General features: G+C 41.7%; 17 protein-coding genes. 16 read left to right on the forward strand and 1 reads right to left on the reverse strand.

Features of this window, described 5'->3' with window-relative positions:
* Positions 1–466 precede the first annotated feature (466 nt).
* From gatC to rho, 7 genes are all read left to right on the forward strand, one after another.
* A complete protein-coding gene (gene gatC / locus HXT41_RS04845) occupies positions 467–763 on the forward strand; it encodes an Asp-tRNA(Asn)/Glu-tRNA(Gln) amidotransferase subunit GatC (RefSeq protein ID WP_004105888.1) in 297 nt (98 codons plus the stop codon).
* Positions 764–767: 4 nt separating this feature from the next.
* Complete coding sequence (gene gatA, locus HXT41_RS04850; protein ID WP_102155533.1) at positions 768–2,309, forward strand: Asp-tRNA(Asn)/Glu-tRNA(Gln) amidotransferase subunit GatA; 1,542 nt, start codon at positions 768–770, stop codon at positions 2,307–2,309.
* A 32-nt stretch (positions 2,310–2,341) separates the two neighbouring features.
* Complete coding sequence (gatB, locus tag HXT41_RS04855; protein WP_076002567.1) at positions 2,342–3,841, forward strand: Asp-tRNA(Asn)/Glu-tRNA(Gln) amidotransferase subunit GatB; 1,500 nt, start codon at positions 2,342–2,344, stop codon at positions 3,839–3,841.
* A 256-nt stretch (positions 3,842–4,097) separates the two neighbouring features.
* A complete protein-coding gene (locus HXT41_RS04860) occupies positions 4,098–5,006 on the forward strand; it encodes a GNAT family N-acetyltransferase (protein ID WP_076002568.1) in 909 nt (302 codons plus the stop codon).
* The gene (locus HXT41_RS04865) at positions 5,006–5,320 is read left to right on the forward strand and encodes a DUF2469 domain-containing protein (RefSeq protein WP_004105898.1); all 315 of its coding nucleotides are present in this window, start codon (positions 5,006–5,008) and stop codon (positions 5,318–5,320) included. Before HXT41_RS04860 ends, HXT41_RS04865 begins: the two co-directional genes overlap by 1 nt.
* Positions 5,321–5,411: 91 nt before the next feature.
* The gene (locus HXT41_RS04870; RefSeq protein WP_012913735.1) at positions 5,412–7,031 is read left to right on the forward strand and encodes an NAD(P)/FAD-dependent oxidoreductase; all 1,620 of its coding nucleotides are present in this window, start codon (positions 5,412–5,414) and stop codon (positions 7,029–7,031) included.
* A 337-nt stretch (positions 7,032–7,368) separates the two neighbouring features.
* Positions 7,369–9,330: a transcription termination factor Rho gene (gene rho, locus HXT41_RS04875; protein WP_004110057.1), complete on the forward strand. Its 1,962-nt coding sequence runs from the start codon at positions 7,369–7,371 to the stop codon at positions 9,328–9,330.
* Between the two features lie 96 nt (positions 9,331–9,426).
* Here the strand turns inward: rho and HXT41_RS04880 are convergent, their stop codons facing one another.
* Positions 9,427–10,632: a pyridoxal phosphate-dependent aminotransferase gene (locus HXT41_RS04880; protein WP_116994906.1), complete on the reverse strand. Its 1,206-nt coding sequence runs from the start codon at positions 10,630–10,632 to the stop codon at positions 9,427–9,429.
* Between the two features lie 282 nt (positions 10,633–10,914).
* Here HXT41_RS04880 and HXT41_RS04885 point away from each other — a divergent pair, with 282 nt between their 5' ends.
* The 9 genes from HXT41_RS04885 to HXT41_RS04925 all read left to right on the forward strand — a co-directional run bounded on the left by HXT41_RS04885 (position 10,915) and on the right by HXT41_RS04925 (position 19,120).
* Entirely contained in the window at positions 10,915–11,376 is a 462-nt protein-coding gene (locus tag HXT41_RS04885) for an Lrp/AsnC family transcriptional regulator (RefSeq protein WP_004105907.1), read from the forward strand.
* A gap of 5 nt (positions 11,377–11,381) precedes the next feature.
* Complete coding sequence (locus HXT41_RS04890; RefSeq protein WP_004110050.1) at positions 11,382–11,723, forward strand: chorismate mutase; 342 nt, start codon at positions 11,382–11,384, stop codon at positions 11,721–11,723.
* A gap of 146 nt (positions 11,724–11,869) precedes the next feature.
* Entirely contained in the window at positions 11,870–12,925 is a 1,056-nt protein-coding gene (gene fbaA / locus HXT41_RS04895) for a class II fructose-bisphosphate aldolase (RefSeq protein ID WP_004110047.1), read from the forward strand.
* A 115-nt stretch (positions 12,926–13,040) separates the two neighbouring features.
* Entirely contained in the window at positions 13,041–14,342 is a 1,302-nt protein-coding gene (locus tag HXT41_RS04900) for an adenylosuccinate synthase (protein ID WP_004110044.1), read from the forward strand.
* A 95-nt stretch (positions 14,343–14,437) separates the two neighbouring features.
* Positions 14,438–14,941: a fluoride efflux transporter FluC gene (locus HXT41_RS04905; protein ID WP_064622047.1), complete on the forward strand. Its 504-nt coding sequence runs from the start codon at positions 14,438–14,440 to the stop codon at positions 14,939–14,941.
* A complete protein-coding gene (locus HXT41_RS04910; RefSeq protein WP_004110041.1) occupies positions 14,941–15,351 on the forward strand; it encodes a fluoride efflux transporter FluC in 411 nt (136 codons plus the stop codon). Before HXT41_RS04905 ends, HXT41_RS04910 begins: the two co-directional genes overlap by 1 nt.
* 39 nt (positions 15,352–15,390) lie before the next feature.
* Positions 15,391–16,758, forward strand: a complete 1,368-nt coding sequence (locus HXT41_RS04915) for a ClC family H(+)/Cl(-) exchange transporter (protein ID WP_004110037.1) — start codon at positions 15,391–15,393, stop codon at positions 16,756–16,758.
* Positions 16,759–16,881: 123 nt separating this feature from the next.
* A complete protein-coding gene (locus HXT41_RS04920; RefSeq protein WP_102703308.1) occupies positions 16,882–18,057 on the forward strand; it encodes an ATPase in 1,176 nt (391 codons plus the stop codon).
* Positions 18,044–19,120, forward strand: a complete 1,077-nt coding sequence (locus tag HXT41_RS04925; RefSeq protein ID WP_421783959.1) for a CpaF family protein — start codon at positions 18,044–18,046, stop codon at positions 19,118–19,120. Before HXT41_RS04920 ends, HXT41_RS04925 begins: the two co-directional genes overlap by 14 nt.
* Positions 19,121–19,148 lie beyond the last annotated feature (28 nt).

Raw genomic sequence — 19,148 nt, forward strand, 5'->3', positions numbered from 1 at the left:
CAAATTATTTTTTCAGTGAGATGCTGCAAATACGTGCTTCAGTGCATATATATGCTTCAGTGCATCAGCTTCAGCTTCTCACATCACACGATTATTACACACTTTTTATTTATGCGATAATTGTTTAAAATAATTTTTTAAGTTTCAAACAAAAGTTTAAATAATGCTGAAATACCAACACTTTTTTGTTACGTCAGTTTTGTCGTTTCGGCGTGTTGACAGATAAAATGAACGGATTTTACGTATTTTGATTCGTGATAATTTTGTGAAAATATATGCAAAATATTTGTGCAAGTATTATTTAGTGTTACACATGCGCAATTTTTAATTGCTTCAGTCTTAAAGAATTAATTTGTAGTACTTTCTCAATAAAACAAAATAATCAACAAATAATTCTCATAAAGCTTTTATCCACATTGCTTTTTTCTACTAACGAAGGTCACGTATCACACATATAGTTGAGGTTATGCCTACATTCACACGCGAAGAAATTGAGCATTTGGGCGTTTTATCCCAGATTGCTTTAAGCGACGAAGAAATCAGTCGCTTGCAAGGCGAATTGAACGTCATTGCAGAATCTATTAATAAAGTGCAGGAAGTTGCTGGCGAAGATGTGCCACCTACTGCAAATCCAGTGCCTTTGGAAGCTTATTTGCGTCCAGATGAGCCTGCTACACCTTTGACTCAAGAAGAAGCTCTTTCGGATGCTCCTAGAAGTGAGTCTGGCATGTTTGTAGCGCCTCGAATTTTGGGGGAGGAATAAAAACATGACTAATACTCAAGATTTGGTAAAACTTTCTGCTGCCGATATGGCAAAGGCTGTAAAAGCTAAAGAAGTTTCTAGCCGTGAACTTGTTGAAGCTCACTTGGCAGTCATTGAATCTGCAGAGCCAGAAATTAAGGCATTCTTGCATGTTTCTGCAGATATTGCTCTCGAGCAGGCAGATGCTTTTGATGCTAAGAACGCTAATGGTGAGACTGAAGGCTTGCCTGAGCTTGCAGGCGTTCCAATTGCAATTAAAGACATGATTGTCACTAAAGGCATTCCAACCACTGCAGCATCGAAGATCCTCGAAGGCTGGGTTCCACCTTACGATGCTACTGTTATTGAAAAGCTCAAAGCAGCTGGCATGCCAATTCTCGGCAAGACTAATTTGGATGAGTTTGCTCAAGGTTCTTCTACAGAACATTCTGCTTATCAAACTACTTGCAATCCTTGGGATACTGAGCGTGTTCCTGGTGGTTCCGGCGGCGGTTCAGCTGCAGCTGTTGCTGCATTCGAGGCTCCTATTGCTTTGGGTACAGATACAGGTGGCTCTATTCGTCAGCCAGGTGCTTTAACTGGTACAGTCGGCGCAAAGCCAACTTATGGCGGTGTTAGCCGTTTTGGTGCAATCGCTATGGCAAGTTCCTTGGATCAGATTGGACCTGTTTCTCGTACCGTTCTTGATTCTGCGCTTTTGCAGGAAATTATCGGTGGTAACGATAGGCGCGATTCTACTTCTATTCCAGCTCCTGTTCCTCCAATGGCTCAGGCTGCACGCGAGGGTGCTCGCCGTGATTTGAAGGGCTTGAAGGTTGGTTTAGTTAAAGAGCTTAGTGGCGAAGGCTTCCAGCCAGGCGTTGAAGCTCGCTTTAATGAGGCGGTGCAGCTGCTTAAGGATATGGGTGCAGAGGTTACGGAAGTTTCCTGCCCTCATTTCCCTTATTCTTTGGCTGCTTACTACATTATTATGCCTTCCGAAGTTAGCTCCAACTTGGCTCGCTACGACGGCATGCGCTACGGTTTGCGCGTAATGCCGCCAGCAGACAAGCCTCAGACTGCTGCAAATATGATGGCTGCAACTCGTGAAGCTGGTTTCGGTGACGAAGTAAAGCGCCGTATTATTCTCGGTACTTACGCGCTTTCCGCTGGCTATTACGATGCTTGGTATGGTTCTGCACAGAAAGTTCGTACGCTTATTATTCGCGATTTCGAAGAAGCGTTTAAGAAAGTAGATGTTCTTATTTCTCCAACAAGCCCTACAACGGCATTTAAGTTTGGTGAGAAGATGGACGATCCGCTTTCTATGTATATGAACGATATTGCTACGATTCCTGCAAACATGGCTGGAGTTCCTGCTTTGAGTCTCCCAGCTGGCTTAAGCGACGACGGTTTGCCTGTTGGCATTCAGATTATTGCTCCGCAATGCCATGATGAAAAGATGTACAAGCCTGCAGCAGCGTTGGAAGCTGCTCTCGAAGAGCAGTGGGGCGGCTCAATCTGGAAGTCGCTTAAGGCTGGCTGGCTCGATTCATTGGCTAAGTAAAGTTAAGCAAAGCTTAAGTAAGAAGGATTCTCATGGCTGAAAAACTTATGAAATACGCCGATGCTGTGGAGCAATTTGACCCAGTTTTCGGTTTGGAAACTCACGTTGAGCTTAGCACGCGCACAAAGCTGTTTTGCCCAGCGGAAGTGTCTTTTGGTGGCGAGCCAAACACTCAGCTAACTCCTGTAAGCCTTGGTTTGCCAGGCTCTTTGCCAGTTGTAAACAAGACTGCAGTTGATTATGCAATTAAGCTTGGTTTGGCATTGCATTGCGAAATTGCTGAGTGGAGCCAGTTCGCTCGTAAGAACTACTTCTACCCAGATATGCCTCGCGATTATCAGATCTCCCAGTACGATAAGCCTACTAATGGCAACGGTTACTTGGATGTTGAGCTTGAAGATGGAACCGTGTTCCGCGTTCCGATTGAGCGCGCTCACATTGAAGATGATGCTGGTAAGAATACGCACGTTGGTGGTGCTGACGGCCGTATTGAAGGCGCAAATCATTCTTTGGTTGATTACAATCGCGCAGGTGTGCCTTTAATCGAGATTGTAACTAAGCCAATCGAAGGCGCTGGCAGCCGCGCTCCAGAAATCGCAGGCGCATACATGCGTGCTATTCGCGATATTGTTCGCGCTCTCAACATTTCTCACGCTCGCATGGAGCAGGGCAATATGCGTGCTGACGTGAACGTTTCGCTCCGTCGCAAGCCAACCGATCCATTTGGTACGCGTTCAGAAACTAAGAATGTGAACACATTCCGCGGAATCGAAAAGACGCTCCAATATGAGATTCGTCGTCAAGCTGCTATTTTGAGTGAAGGCGGCGAGATTTTGCAGGAAACTCGTCACTGGGATGAGGCAACTCAGACTACTGCTGGCGGTCGTGTGAAGTCGGATGCTGACGATTATCGCTACTTCCCAGATCCTGATTTGGTTATGCTTCACATCACTAAAGAGCATATTGAGCGCATGAAGGCGCAAATGCCTGAAATGCCTCGCGAGCGTCGTAACCGTTTGCAAAGCGAATGGGGTATTAGCGATCTTGAAATGCGAGATATTCTTAACGCGGATGCTCTTGATTTGGTTGAAGAAACCGTTAAAGCTGGTGCAACTGCAGCAGGTGCTAAGAAGTGGTGGCTTGGTGAGCTTGCTCGCGAAGCAAACACTCGTGGCGTGACTTTGGAAGAATTGCCTATTACTCCGCAAGATGTGGCTGAAGTTGAAAAGTTAATTGCAGACGGCAATCTTAACGATAAGCTCGCTAAGCAAACTGTTGCATGCGTTTTGGCTGGCGAGGGTAAACCTGATGAAGTTGTTAAGAAGCACGGATTTAAGGTTATGAACGACGACGGTGCTTTGGAAGCTGCTGTTGACGCTGCTCTTGCAGCCGATCCTGAAGTTGCCGAAAAGCTTAAGTCTGGAAACATGAAGCCGATGGGTGCAATTATTGGCGCTGTCATGCGTGCGACTAAAGGTCAGGCTGATGCTAAGGCTGTTACTAAGATTGTGATGGCAAAAATCAAAGGCTGAAAAGTGCCGTAAAGGCTGAAAAATTTAATATTTGATAACGCTAATGTATAAACGTAAAAGCGTAATCAATATTCAAAAGTAAGTGCTGCGTACTTGCTGCATGCTCAAATCAGATTTGTTTGTGTAGCAGGTGCGCAGAATTTACTATTTATCAACATTGCGAGGCATTTTTCGTCTTCGGGATTATCATATATTATGCGACATGAGAATTATGCGAAGGGCTTAATTCTCAAAGGCACAATACAAGTAGGTGACTATGCAACAAACCAATGATGGTGTTATTAACTCTCGCGAGTTACCAAAATCTATAGTAATTCCTCAAATTCGTGGAGAGATGGCGCACCTTCGTCCAGCTACGTGCGATGATTTTCAAAGAATGGATGATTTGTGCGCATTTGATGGTGCTGCAGTTATTACTGGAAAGGATGCTAATTCAGAGCGTTCTATGGTTCATTCGTGGGTTGAAAGCTCTATGCAATGGACTAAAGATAGTCTTATTGGCGAAAATCCTTCTGAATCTTGTCGTTTTGCTGGCGATGTTCAATTGCGTCACACTATTGCGTGGGCGATTGTTCCTGATGTTTTGGATGATTCAAATAACGCTTCCGGCGACATTATTGGCATGATTTTCCTTATAGATATTGACGGATGGTCTCGCAGTGCTCGAATTCAAGTTGTTTTAGGCAAAAATTATCGAGGAAGAGGCTATTCGCGCGATGCGATGCCTAGAGTTATGACTTATGCTTTTGCATCAGAGCCGACTGGTCTAGGGTTGCATAGAATTTGGGTGGGAGTTCCGGCAACTAATACTCGTTCGCTTTCGGTGTATCAATCGCTTGGCTTTGTAAAAACAGGCACTGCGCGCGATGCATTATGGGATGCCCAGAATCAAAAATATCAAGATTTTGTTGTAATGGACACTCTTGTAGATGAATATGATGCTATTCGCTCGCTAGATGCTTTTGGGTTACACGTTATTGAAGAAAATCCTGGTGTAATTGAAGCTTTGAGTGCGCATGAACATTCTGTGGCTATACCTGTGCATCGTGATAATCTTGATGAAGCATGGCCGTACAATGTAAACGTCTCTGAAGGAAGTTCATCAAAAAAAGCTTGGTGGCGCATTATAGGTCGTGGACGCAAACGTAATACGGAAGGTAAGTAATGAGCGCCGAAGATCTCGACAACTATGAAACCGATGCAGAACTTGCGTTATACAAAGAATACCGTGATGTTATTAAGCTTTTTACTTATGTTGTAGAAACAGAGCGACGATTTTATTTAGCCAATAAAGTCGATTTTAATGTGCGTTCAGCAGGTCAGGATGTTTATTTTGATGTTCAACTTACGGACGCTTGGGTATGGGATGTTTACCGCCCTTCGCGTTTTGTTAAAAATGTACGAATAGTAACTTTTAAAGATGTAAATGTTGAAGAAGTACAAAAAACAGACATTGACATTCCTGAATCTATCGCGTGATGCGCGTATGCTCAATAAGGATGTATAGGAATTGCTTACCTAGCACGCAAAGTGTTTTCGTAAAAATTTGATGTATTAAGATGGAGGACAAGTGACGGATACACAATCCCCAAAGGAATCTGTGGTAATTATTGGTGGTGGTCCGGCAGGGTTGACGGCAGCCTGGGAACTCGTTAAGGATGGCGGATCCAGCCGCTACGACGTAACAGTACTCGAAGCCACGCGTGAATTTGGCGGCATTTCGCGTACTGTGAAGTATAACGGCAATCGTATGGATATTGGCGGTCATCGTTTCTTCTCAAAAGATGACCGTATTATGCAGTGGTGGCGTGAAATGCTACCTCTCCAGGGTGCGCCTTCATATGATGATAAAAAGCTTGGTCGTCATCATGATTTGGAAGCAGGTGGACCTGATCCTGAAGTTGAAGATGAAGTGATGTTGAAGCGTCATCGCGTTTCTCGTATTTTCTGGAATCATCATTTCTTTGATTATCCAATTTCTCTTTCTGCAGCAACCTTGCGTTCTATGGGCTTTATCTTGACTATGAAGGTTGGCTTCAGCTATTTGTGGTCTATGATTCACAAGTTGCCAGAAACTAATCTTGAGAATTTCTACATTAATCGTTTCGGCAAGAAACTTTATTCCATGTTCTTTGAGGGCTATACAGAGAAGCTTTGGGGTAGGCATCCAAGCCAAATTTCTGCCGATTGGGGTGCTCAGCGCGTTAAGGGCTTGAGCATTGTGGAAGTGTTGAAGAACGCTTTTTCCAAGCTTTTCCCTAAGAAAAAAGGCAAGGAAAAGGAAGTAGAAACCTCATTAATTGAGGAATTCTGGTATCCAAAGCTTGGTCCTGGTCAGTTGTGGGAAACGGTTGAGCGTCGTTGCCGCGAAAACGGTGCTACTGTGCGCACAGACGCAAAGGTAGTTGCTATTAAGCAAGCAGACGGAAAGATTTCCAGTGTTGTAGTTGAAGATGCAAATGGAGAGCGTTCAGAATTGCACGCCGACCAGTTTATATCTTCTATGCCAATTAAGGATTTGGTAGCTGCTCTTGAGCAGGGTGCAAATGGTGACGAAAAGGCTGAAGTTCCAGCAGAAATGCAACGCGTTGCCAAAGGTTTACCTTATCGCGATTTTGTGACTGTAGGCTTGCTTGTTAAGCGCGTGCGTCTGCGTAATACTACCACTATTCCAACGCTTGGTAATCCTCCTATTGTTCCTGATTGCTGGATTTACGTGCAGGATCCTGGATATAAAGTCGGACGTTTGCAAATCTTCAACAACTGGAGCCCATATCTCGTTAAGGATGTTGATAACACTGTTTGGATTGGTCTTGAGTACTTCTGCGACGAAGGTGACGACTTCTGGAATATGAGTGATGATGATGCTCGCAAGATGGCTATTGACGAGTTGACTCGTATGCAGGTTATCAATGGTGAGGAAGACGTTCTTGATTCTCACCGTGAGCGAGTTCCAAAGGCATATCCTGCTTACTTTGACACATACGCTCAGATGCCTGAATTGATTGATTATCTTGATGGCTTTGGTAATTTGTATTGCGTTGGTCGTAATGGACAGCATCGTTATAATAACCAAGATCATTCAATGGCAACTGCTATTGAGGCTGTAGAAGATATCCGAACTGGAGAAACTTCTAAGAAGAACGTGTGGTCTGTTAATACTGAAAAGTCGTATCACGAAAAGAAGTAGTAATTAATTCTCGTATAAATTTGAGCGTTTGATTTTAAAGCGCAAATAATTTAGCGATATAGCGTCAATAATACTGGGTGTTACCCAAGTTATTGGCGCTTTTTGTTTATGTGAGTAGCTCTTTAAAAACTTTATAGAAATTGCAATAAAATACTAAATACTATGGCGCGTCGCATTGTACAGCGTCGTATAGCTGTAGTAGCATACATAATGTTCGTTGTTATGTACATATGAATTGTTATGAAATAGCAGCGAGTTCGTGACGGATTTTTCCGTAATCTTCCATGTAAAGACTTGCCGGGTCTCTATTCCGTGCGAGTTAAGGAAAGGTAAAATTGTGGCAACAGGCCAGAATCTTGAAAAAATGAAGCTTTCAGAATTGAAAGATCTTGCGAAACAAATGGGTTTGCGCGGTACATCTACAATGCGTAAGCCTGAGTTGGTGGCTACACTGACGGCTGCTCGTAATGGGGGAGAAGCGCCTGCAGGTGTAAGTGTTCGTGTTCCTCGTGATGTTGTGAATGCTAATAAAACTGCAGATACTAGTACAGATATAGAAGATGTTAGGTCATCGAAAGACAATAGTGATTTAGAAGCGTTAGAAGTTTTGGTTCCCAATGCTGCTTCAGATCGTCGCTATAGAGACGAAGAAGATTTTGGGAATAAAAATTATCGACGCGATGCGAATCGTAATAATACATTCCAGCGTCGTCGTTCCTCAGAAGATCGTAATGATAATCGCGATCGTAGAGAAGATGGTATGGATTCGCATGAGTTGGATCAAATTTTGGCAACATTGCCTGGTGAAGATTCTCATGCAGAGGGTGAACCGCGTCGTCAGCGTGTAGCTTCTCGTGACTTTGATAGAGAAGAACAACAAAATCGTGCTGATCGTTTCCAGCGTCGTATGCGCGGTCGTGCACGTGATTACGATGAGTCTCGTTCAGATTATTCAGATCGACAGAATCATTCAGAACGCATGAATCGAGTAGAACGTGAAGATCGTGATGAACGTCGTGCTGAGCGTGGAGAACGTCAAGATTGTAACGATCGCAATGTTCGTCTTGATCGCGATGCACGCGATGCTCGCGAAGAGCATGATTTACGTGAGTCTCGTCGTGAAGAGTCTCAGGAAGAGCTCGTGCCAGTAGCTGGAATTGTTGATGTCTTAGAATCTTACGCATTCGTGCGCACTTCTGGTTATTTGCCTGGTCCTAACGATGTTTATGTTTCAATGAGCCAAATTAAAAAATATGGCTTACGCAAGGGTGATGCAGTTCAAGGCTCCATTCGTGCTCCTCGCGAAGGCGATCGTCGAAATCAGCGCCAAAAGTTTGTTCCTTTGCAAACAATCGATAGCATTAATGGAATGAGCGTTGAAGAAGCTCAGTCTCGACCGCAATTTGCTAAGTTGACGCCGTTATACCCACAAGAGCGTTTGAAGCAAGAAACTACTCCGAATCGCATGTTGGGACGTGTTATTGATTTAGTTGCCCCAATTGGTAAAGGTCAGCGCGGTTTGATTGTGTCGCCACCAAAGGCTGGTAAAACCATTACTCTTCAGAATATTGCAAATGCAATTACTACAAATAATCCTGAAGTGCATCTTATGGTTGTGCTTGTCGATGAGCGTCCAGAAGAAGTTACCGATATGGAACGCACTGTGCAAGGCGAAGTGATTTCTTCTACATTCGATCGTCCTGCAACGGATCACACTACTGTTGCTGAGCTTGCTATTGAGCGCGCTAAGCGTTTGGTTGAGCTTGGCCAGGATGTTGTGGTTTTGCTTGATTCTATGACTCGTTTGGCTAGAGCCTACAATATTGCTGCTCCTACTTCTGGTCGTATTCTTTCCGGTGGTGTTGATGCTCAGGCGTTGTACCCACCAAAGAAGTTCTTCGGTGCTGCTCGAAATATTGAAGACGGCGGCTCTTTGACGATTATTTCTTCTGCATTGGTTGAAACCGGCTCTAAGATGGATGAAGTAATCTTCGAAGAGTTTAAGGGCACTGGAAATATGGAATTGCGTTTGAGTAGAGATTTGGCTGATAAGCGTCTCTTCCCAGCAGTAGATATTAATGCTTCTGGAACTCGTCGCGAGGAGTTAATTACTCCAGCTGCAGATTTGCCAGTTATTTATCGTTTGCGCCGTCTCTTTGGTGGTCTTGAGGCAGAGCAAGCGTATCAGACTTTGATTCCTCGATTGAAGAAAACTGCTTCAAACCGTGATTTCTTGGCTGCCATAACTCAACAAACTGGCACTGCTACGAATAATTCTTCTTCTACGACTATTGCGTAGTTCTTATTTCGTAAGGAATTAAAATTATTGCCCTTTGGATTATCTACCAAGGGGCAATAATTTTATTTATATTTATATTCGTTAATAACTAATATTTTATGCAGCATGTAAAGCTTGTTGCGCAAGTGCAAATTTGCTTATGCGCGCTACGCCTTCTTTAAGTTCTTCTGCTTTCCCAGCGTAAGATAGTCGCACGAATCCGCTTCCTTCTGCGCCAAAGGCTTCTCCTGGCACAACAGCAATTTTTTCTTCATCTAAAAGTTTTTTGCTAAATTCTTCTGAACTTAAACCAGTTGGTCGAACGTCAACAAAAACGTAGAATGCACCTTGAGGCTCTATAAGACGCAATGCATTGCAATTTGCCAATCCGTCTATAACAAGCTGACGTTTTGCACGATATTCTTCTCTCATTTCGCGCACGTGATCTTGCGGACCTGTTAATGCAGCTACGCCGCCATATTGTGCGGTAGAATTTACAGAAGAATGCATCATTTCTGCAATTTTGCTGGTTTGCTCAATAACTTGACTTGGTGCAAGAATATATCCAATTCTCCATCCTGTCATTGCATAAGTTTTCGATAAACTTTCTACAATAATGGTTCGTTCGTGCATTCCTTCAGCTGCTGCAATAGATGGTGCTACAGCATTTCCGCAAGGTTCAGTTTCTGGATTGCTTGCGAATACGAATGGATGGTAGACTTCGTCAGAAATTACCCAAAGATTAAATTCTTGGCATAATTTTGCAACTTCTTCGAGTTCTTCTGCGGTTGTTACAGCACCGGTTGGGTTGCATGGAGAATTGATAATGATGGCTTTAGTGCGTGGCGATATAGCTTTGCGTATTTCTGCTGCATTAATATGCATTCCATGTTCTGGCTTAAGGGCTACAGTTACTGGAATTCCTTCGCACATTAGCACTTCTGCATCGTATGATGTGAAGTATGGAGATGGAATAATAACCTCATCTCCCGGATCTATTACTGATTTAATAGCTAAATATAATCCAATAGTAGCGCCGTCAACGGCTTGAATTTCTGTGTCTGCGTTGTAGTTTAAACCTTTTACTCTATTCGTATAATTTGCAGCTGCCTCGCGGAATTCTGGTATGCCTAAAACGTCTGTGTATTTTGTTTTTCCCTCTCGTAATGAGTTGCACGCGGCTTCAACAATGTGTGAGGAAGCAGTTTCGCCTGGTTCTCCTAGGCATAGTGAAATAGCGTCTGGTATTTGTTCTACACGGTCAAATACATCTCTAATACCTGAACGAGGTATTGAAATTGCATGTTTCGCTACTTTTGCCATGCTGTGCTCCTTTTTGATTGTTGGTTTTGATTTTATAAGAATAATCTTTAAAGGTTATAGGCTTCGTTTATACGCTTATTATGCGAATTGTACAACACTATTACGGCTGATGTTAAAAGAAAAAATTATTTTTAACGTAATAATTTGTATTTTTTATTATTTTTTGAATAAATTTGTTCTTTTTCTGTAAAAAATACTGTACCATGAAAGAGACTGCAATGTGGCGCTACATAGATTCGTTTTAGATTCTCAATTCAGCGTCGACTGGAGAATGGAGGACGTATGGCTGGAAATCCTCATAAAGCTGAAACTAGTATAGCTATGGATTCAACTGATGCAATCATTGTTGATATTCTCGAACATGATGGTCGAGCGACGTTAACTCGTTTGGCGAAGGCTTCGGGTTTGTCTGTTTCTGCAGTTCAATCTCGAGTGCAAAAGCTTGAGCGTAAAGGTGTTATTACTGGTTATCGCGCGTTAATTGATTATGAGCGTCGTGGTTTACCTGTAAGCGCATTTGTGTCTGTTACGCCACTTGATTTTGGGCAGGAAGCTACAATACCTAACAAATTGCGTGATATTTCTGGTATTGAAGCTTGCTATTCGATTACTGGTAGTCCAAGTTTTATGCTGGTAGTGCGTGTTGCTACGCCAAGCAAATTGGAAGAACTTATTAATACCATTCATCGCATAGTCCCTGTCAGTACAGAAACAACTATGGTTCTGCAAACATATTTCGATTAAATAATATGTGTGATTTTTCTGAAACAACGGTTGACGCGCGCGATACATCTCTTACGACATGTTGCAAAGTTGCTGCCGAAGAGATTATTGTGTTGCGTCAATCTGTTGATAATTTTGATAATGCAATAATTGCGCTGCTTGCTGAGCGGTTTAAAACTACGAAACGAATTGGTGAGTTGAAGGCTGAAGCTGGATTTGCTCCTGAGGATTCTAAAAGAGAGCAGCAGCAAATAGAAAGTTTGCTAAATATTGCGGAAAATGCCGGATTAGATTCTTCGATTGCGTTGAAATATCACGAGTTTGTTGTTACTGAGGCTAAGAAACGTCATCAGCAAATGCAGTCTTGAGATTAGATATTTCTGTTATTTTAATTGCGTTGAACTATGAATCACAATCAGTTTGTAGATTTTGAAAATAGATTTTCGCATATCGGTATGTAATGTTTTTGTGCATATGCGTGGCTATCTGAGTAATAAAGGCGGATAATACAAGTATGACTATTGCAACTGTTGAACGTTATGCGCATATGCTTGATGCTGCAAGTCGAGGTGGCTACGCATACCCTGCTATCAATGTTACTAGTACGCAAACTCTTAATGCAGCTTTGCAGGGATTTGCTCAAGCTGAATCTGATGGCATTATCCAAGTTTCTGTCGGTGGCTCTGCTTATTTTTCGGGTCAATCTCTCAATAATCGTGTTGTTGGTTCAATAGCATTTGCAAAATTTGCGCACGAAGTAGCAGCTCAATATCCTAATATCACTATTGCGCTTCATACAGATCATTGTGCTGAGCAATATTTAGATGATTGGATTCAACCACTAATTTCTTATGAAACAGAACGAGTCAAAAAAGGCGAAGAACCATTATTTCAGTCGCATATGTGGGATGGCTCAACGGTGCCTTTGCAACATAATCTAGACGTTGCAGAACAGTTGCTGGATGCTTCGCAAAAATCTCGCACAATTCTTGAAATTGAGATTGGTGCTGTTGGTGGAGAAGAAGATGGGCATCGTGCTGATATTGACGAGAGATTGTATTCTACGCCTGAAGATGCTTTGCGTGTTGTGGATAAACTTGGCTTGGGTGAACGTGGCAGGTATATGGCAGCGTTTACTTTTGGCAACGTTCATGGAGCCTATAAGCCTGGCGTTGTAAAACTGCATCCTAAATTATTGCAAGAAATCCAAAAAACTGTATATCAGAACTATCAAAATATTTGTGATACTCGCACCTTTGGCGCTTCTAAAAAGCCGTTCCTGCTGGTATTTCATGGCGGATCTGGCTCTACTGCTCAAGAGATTGCTGAAGCTGTGCGTTACGGCGTAATTAAAATGAATATAGATACCGACACTCAATACGCTTTTACTCGTGCAATCGCTGGTCACATGTTCAGCAATTATGACTCTGTTCTTAAAATAGACGGAGAAGTTGGCGAAAAGAAGTTGTATGATCCTCGATCTTGGGGTCGTGAAGCCGAAAAAGCCATGGCTCAGCGTGTAGCAGAAGCTTGTGTGCAGTTAGGTTCTGCTGGTAAAGCACTGAAATAGTAAATTTTTAATTTTATATATTTCATTTTCTTATTCGGTAGGGGCATAGAGATAGTCTTAACAGGTAAGGATTGTGCTTATTTGAGCAGCGTTAGCTCAAAAATGGAGGTGCGGCATGCCTGGTATTGTGCTTATTGGAGCTCAATGGGGTGACGAAGGTAAAGGCAAAGCAACAGATTTAATTGGTTCAAAGGTTGATATTGTCGCACGTTTTAATGGCGGTAATAATGCTGGGCACACTGTCGTTGTTGGCGATAAATCTTATGCATTACATTTACTTCCAAGCGGAATTATCAGCCCTAATGTTACGCCTGTAATTGGTAATGGTGTTGTTGTTGATCCAGAGGTATTGCTTGAAGAAATTGACGCTTTGGAATCTCGCGGTGTAGATTGTTCGCGCTTGCTTGTGAGCGAAGCTGCGCATGTTATTACTCCGTATCATCGAGTTATTGATAAAGTAACTGAGCGTTTTCTTGGCAAACACAAGATCGGCACGACTGGTCGTGGTATTGGACCTACTTACGCAGATAAAATTAATCGTGTTGGTATTCGAGTGCATGATTTATTTAATGCTGATCACTTGCGCGACAAAGTTGAAGCAAGTTTGCATCAAAAGAATCAAATGCTTGTAAAACTTTATAATCAACATCCTATTGATATTGATGCAGTTACTGCTCAACTTGTGGAGCTTGGCAAACGCTTGAAGAAATATGTTGCTGATACTTCATTAGTATTGAATGAAGCAATGGATGAAGGCAAAACTGTGCTGTTTGAAGGTGGACAAGCCACAATGCTTGACGTCGATCATGGCACTTATCCGTTTGTAACTTCTTCAAACCCTACTGCTGGTGGCGCTTGCACGGGTACTGGTGTTGGTCCTACTCGTATTACGCGCGTAATTGGAGTAGCGAAAGCGTATATTACTCGTGTTGGTGAAGGTCCATTCCCAACTGAACTTTTGGATGAGCAGGGTGACTGGTTGCGTGAGCAAGGCCATGAATATGGTGTTACAACTGGTCGTCCTCGTCGTTGTGGATGGTTTGATTCTGTAGTAAGCCGTTATGCAACTCGCGTAAATGGTTTGACGGATATTGTTCTTACTAAGCTTGACGTTTTGACTGGTTTGAAGGAAATCCCAGTTTGCGTAGCTTATGATGTGACTTTGTCTGATGGAACAGTTCAGCGTATGGAAGAAATGCCTGTAGATCAATCACTGTTTGCTTCTGCGAAACCAGTATACGAGATGCTTCCAGGCTGGAATGAGGATATTTCTCAAATTCATAAGTTTGAAGATTTGCCTCAAAATACGCAAAGTTATGTAAAGCGTTTGGAAGAGCTTTCTCATTGCCGTATTTCTGCTATTGGAACTGGTCCGCAGCGTGATCATATCATTAGTGTTCACTCACTAACTGACTGAAATTGTTTATTATTTTATGATCAACTTAGCAAAACGGCACTTCTCGGTTGGGAGTGTCGTTTTGGTTTATGACGATAATTTCAAAAAGAGTGAAAATGAGTAAAATAAGCGGAAAAAATAAAAAAAATAATTGTCGATTATACTTTTTAGTTTTTATTGGTGGTACATGTGGAGCTTTCGTGCGCGCAGTAATTTCTTCTTATGCGCACACGATTCACCAAGTAGACGGACAATCATTTATATTTGGTCAGCTTACTTTAGGAACTTTTTTGTCGAATATGATTGCATGCTTTATTTTTGCTCTTGTTACTGCAATATCTGTTAAAGCTTTAACGCAAGAAAAGCAAACTTTGTATAAATATGCGCTAGGAACAGGCTTTTGTGGCGGATTGTCGACTATGTCTACTTTCGCGTTTGAAAGTGCAATGTCTTTTATGTCTCCACGCATGACGCTTGTTGTTTTGGGCATGCTTTTTTCGCTGCTTTTTGGCGTTTTTATGGCTTTTGTTGGTAATTGGGTTGGAACAGGAATTGCGAATTGCATGAACAAAAAGCAAAGTCGATCTGTTGCAGAAGCTAACACTAAGGTGATGAAGTGATGAATTCTTTATACGTTTTTATTATGTTTATTTTGCCTTGCTTTTTTGGCGGTTTAGGTGCTGTTTTAAGATGCGCAATGACTAAAAAAATTTCAGCTGCTCATAAAAGCGAAGTTCCAGTTGCAACGCTATTTATCAATTGCGTTGCTTCATTTGCTATAGGTGTTATGTCTAATGTTTTCATGGTTGCAGCTGCAATATGTGGAGTACGTTTTGCTTATTTGATGATTTTGGGATTTTTGGGTGGATTTTCCACGTTTTCTACTGCAATTTTTGAAGGTGTGGATCTTATTCAAAGAAAGCGCATAAAAGATGGAGTGTTCTTGCTTTTTGCAGAACTTATTGTTCCATTCTTTGCTGCTTCTGTTGGGTATATTGTTTCGCAAATATTGTTACTGTACGTAATTTAGTATTTAGAAGTTAAGTGTTGTGCGCAGAATCGAGTTGTAGTGAAGTTTAAGAATGCATTGAGCTTTTTGAGTAATAACTTAAAGCAAATATCAAAAACTTTTTGCCAGCTTCGTTGGAAAGTAATATTAGCTGGGATATTTGTCGGCGTTGTTTCTGGTTCATTAGTAGCTTCTTACAGGCTTGGTATTGAATACGGTACGGATTTTGCGCGTTGGATGTATTTACAAATCCGGCATAACGCATGGTGGATTTTGCCATGCTTAATTTTTGCTGTAATTGCAGGTTTAATTATTGGCTGGATGAGTCGTAAAGAAAGTATGGCTTCTGGAAGTGGTATTCCTCAAGTCGTGGGATATGTTAATCGCGGTTTGAATATGCGATGGCACACGATTCTGCCAGTGCGTTTTGTTGGCGGTTTACTTGGTTCTTTATTTGGATTGTCTCTTGGGCGTGAAGGTCCATCTATTCAAATAGGTGCATGTGGTGCTCAGATGTTGTCTCGAATTTTCCGTAAAGGTAGGCGTGACGATATTAAAGAGCATTATGTAGTAACTGCTGGAGCTGCAGCCGGTTTATCTGCTGCGTTTTCTGCGCCACTTTCTGGAGTTATGTTTGCTATGGAGGAGATTCAGCACGGCTTGACTTCAATTGTTCTTATAGGAGCTGCTGCAGCTGCTTTATGTGCTGATTTTGTTTCGCAAACTTGTTTCGGGTTGCGTCCAGTTCTTGATTTTGGTCAGATTCCAGATTTGCCAATGAACTTGCATATTTGGATTATTCCTCTTGGTATTTTTGCAGGTTTTGTAGGCTCGATAATGAATCGTTCGTTACTTGGTTTGCAAACATTATACGGATATTTGCCAAAGTGGATGCCTGTTGCTATTGCTTGCTTAATTGCAATACCAGTTGGCTTGTTCCTGCCTGAAGTTCTTGGTGGCGGATCTAATTTAGTGCGACTTTCTGAATATGGAAAAGCAAGTCTTGCAATGCTTTGTTTGCTATTTGTGGCAAAAATGTTGTTTACTTCTACGAGTTTTGGTTGTGGCGCTCCCGGTGGTATTTTTATGCCTATTCTTGCAGTAGGTGCGCTCGCAGGTGGTGTTGCTGCGCGCTGGATTACTAGCGTTTCAGCATTTGGCATTGATACAAAATTTGTATCTGTGTTTGCAGTTTGCGTTATGGCTGGTACGTTGTCTGCATCTGTAAAAGCTCCACTCACTTCGATTTTGCTTACTGTTGAAATGTCTGGAACTATGATTCATACGCTTCCAGTTGCAGCTTCTGCATTTATCGCATTGCTTATTTCGGATATTCTAAAAACTAAGCCAATTTATGGTGAGTTACTTGAACGCTATATGAAAGTTAATAAAGATTTAGTATTGCCATCTGTAAATTCTGTAAAATAGATGTTTTTATAGATAATTTTTGTGCAATATTTGCTTATTCTTAATATTTCCTGAGCTTTTAACCACATTGCATGAATATTGTTGAAAACTCATTGCTGTATGCGTTTCAATAGACGCATGAGTATGAATATGAGTGTAAGCAACAAATCAATTGGCGTTAAGCAGATTGATAAAAATTATAACAATGGCGAAGCTGTAGGCGCATTTAGAGATGTTAAACGTTATGTTTATCCTCCTCAAGTTGCAGATAAATCTATATACGAATCTGCGTCTAATGGTGTAAAAAGCACGCCTTGTATAGCTGACGATCATACTGTTATGACTCTTTTGCCTAAGAGTTCTCAAGATGTGGAGAGTTTTCAACACACTGAACGCTCACAAGATATTTCTATTAAGCATAAGTCTTGCATGTTTAATAATTCTGAAGAAGATAATCTTATTGCGCGTGATTCTTTAGATCCGTTGCCTAAAAATATTTTAGTTGGAATGTCTGCTGCAGATGGCATTGGGCTAAGCACTTCGCTATCTATTCTTTCGCGCTATATAAGTGAACAAGGTCATAGTGTTGCTCTTGTAGATGCTGATTTGACTCATGGTGGTTTAGACGTTCTGCTTGGTTTGGAATCAGATGAAGGCCGCAGGTTGCAAGAAGTTGATGCTTCTTTAGGTAAATGCGATGGCTATGTGTTACGCAATGAGCTATTGCATTGGGACAATGTGGATGTTTTAGCATTTTCTCCATGGCATGGTAAGTATCCTGAACCTTGGGTTTTAGAGGCTGCTATTAGAGGTTTAGCTGATGCTGTTGATGTAGTTATTGTAGATATAGGTTCTGGCGAGACTGCTATGAAGTCTTACCATAATATTCCGCAATTTATTGACAGTGCGACTCTTGCTGCTGTTGAGCTATCTGTGCTTGATTTAGCAAGGTTTAGAGCGTTGCTACAAAAATTAGATACTTTGTGTGATTCTGAAGTAAAGTTTAATAAATTTGCTGTTGTTGGATTGTCTCCTCGTGGTTTAACGCAAAAATCTTATGTTTTAAGTATCGATGAAGCTTCTGAATATCTATCAACTACATTTCTTGGTTCTTTGCAACACGATGCTCGCATGTACACCGACATTATAGGGGGATATGGTATTCGAAATGTACCATCTTCAATGAAGGAAACCATGAAACGCATAAATAATTGGCTTATCGGAGATGTTATATCAAATACAAAAAATGCTGTAACTAAATATCGTCGTTCGCAATATCGTCGTTCGAAATACTCAAGAGGTAAATATGATCGTAAATAATATTCGTGATATCGATTTTGGAATTCTGCAGGAATTTGCCAATGATGTAAGAGTTACAGACATGGTTGTAAGTGAGTCCGGTCGTGTGTGGGTAGATTGTGGGCAAGGTCTCAAGGAACGCGCAACTCGAGTTCCGCTTAACAACCCTGCTTTGTTAAGAGAATATGCTGTATGGCTTTGTGCACAATTAGGCAAAAGACTGGATGATGCGTGTCCTATTGCTGATGCTTCAAGTACTTCTGGCATTCGCATACATGCTGTTTTAGCACCACTTGTATCTCAAGGAGCAGCATTGTCAATTCGTTTTCCTTCAGTTAATCGTTATGATCTTGTTTCTTTAAGCGATCAAGGCATGTTTCCAAAAGAATTGTCTTGTATTCTAAGCGTTTTAGTTAAAAAGCGAGCAAATATAATGATCACTGGAAGTACTGGATCTGGGAAAACCACACTTATGAAGGCTTTGTTGGCTGCTGCTGATTGCGAAGATCGTATTGTATCTGTTGAAGAAATTAGAGAGCTCGGCGAGTTGACACAAAATCATGTTTCGTTAAGTGCGCGAGAAGCTAATGTAGAAGGTGTAGGAGAAATTGGCTTATCTCAATTAGTAAAAGCAACATTAAGAATGCGCCCGGATCGCATTATTCTTGGTGAATGTCGTGGGGAAGAAATTGCTGATTTGTTGAGAGTGTTTACTTCCGGGCATAAGGGTGGAATGACAACTCTTCATGCAGATGAAATAGAAAAAGTTCCCGCTCGTCTTATGGCATTAGGGTTATTGGCTGGGTTGGAGCCTGCAGCTTTATGTGCTTTAGCTGCTGGAGCATTCGATGTTGTTATTCATGTAGAGAGATCTTCTAACGGGCGTCGAATGATCAAAGAACTCGGTATTTTGCAATACGCTTCTAGCGCTTCGTTGCTGTGTGGCATTCCAGTTTTGCAATTATCTTGTGGAATTGACGGCAGTATTGTCATGAAATTTTTGCCTGCATGGGTTAAGTTCTCAAATTATTGGAATCTTCCCGAAAATATGGCCAGCATATGTGTTGACAGTTCAAATAATTAGTAGTCGATTGTTGTTGCTTGGAGCGTAA

This window comes from Gardnerella sp. DNF01189, from assembly GCF_049244195.1.
Lineage (GTDB): Bacteria > Actinomycetota > Actinomycetes > Actinomycetales > Bifidobacteriaceae > Bifidobacterium > Bifidobacterium swidsinskii.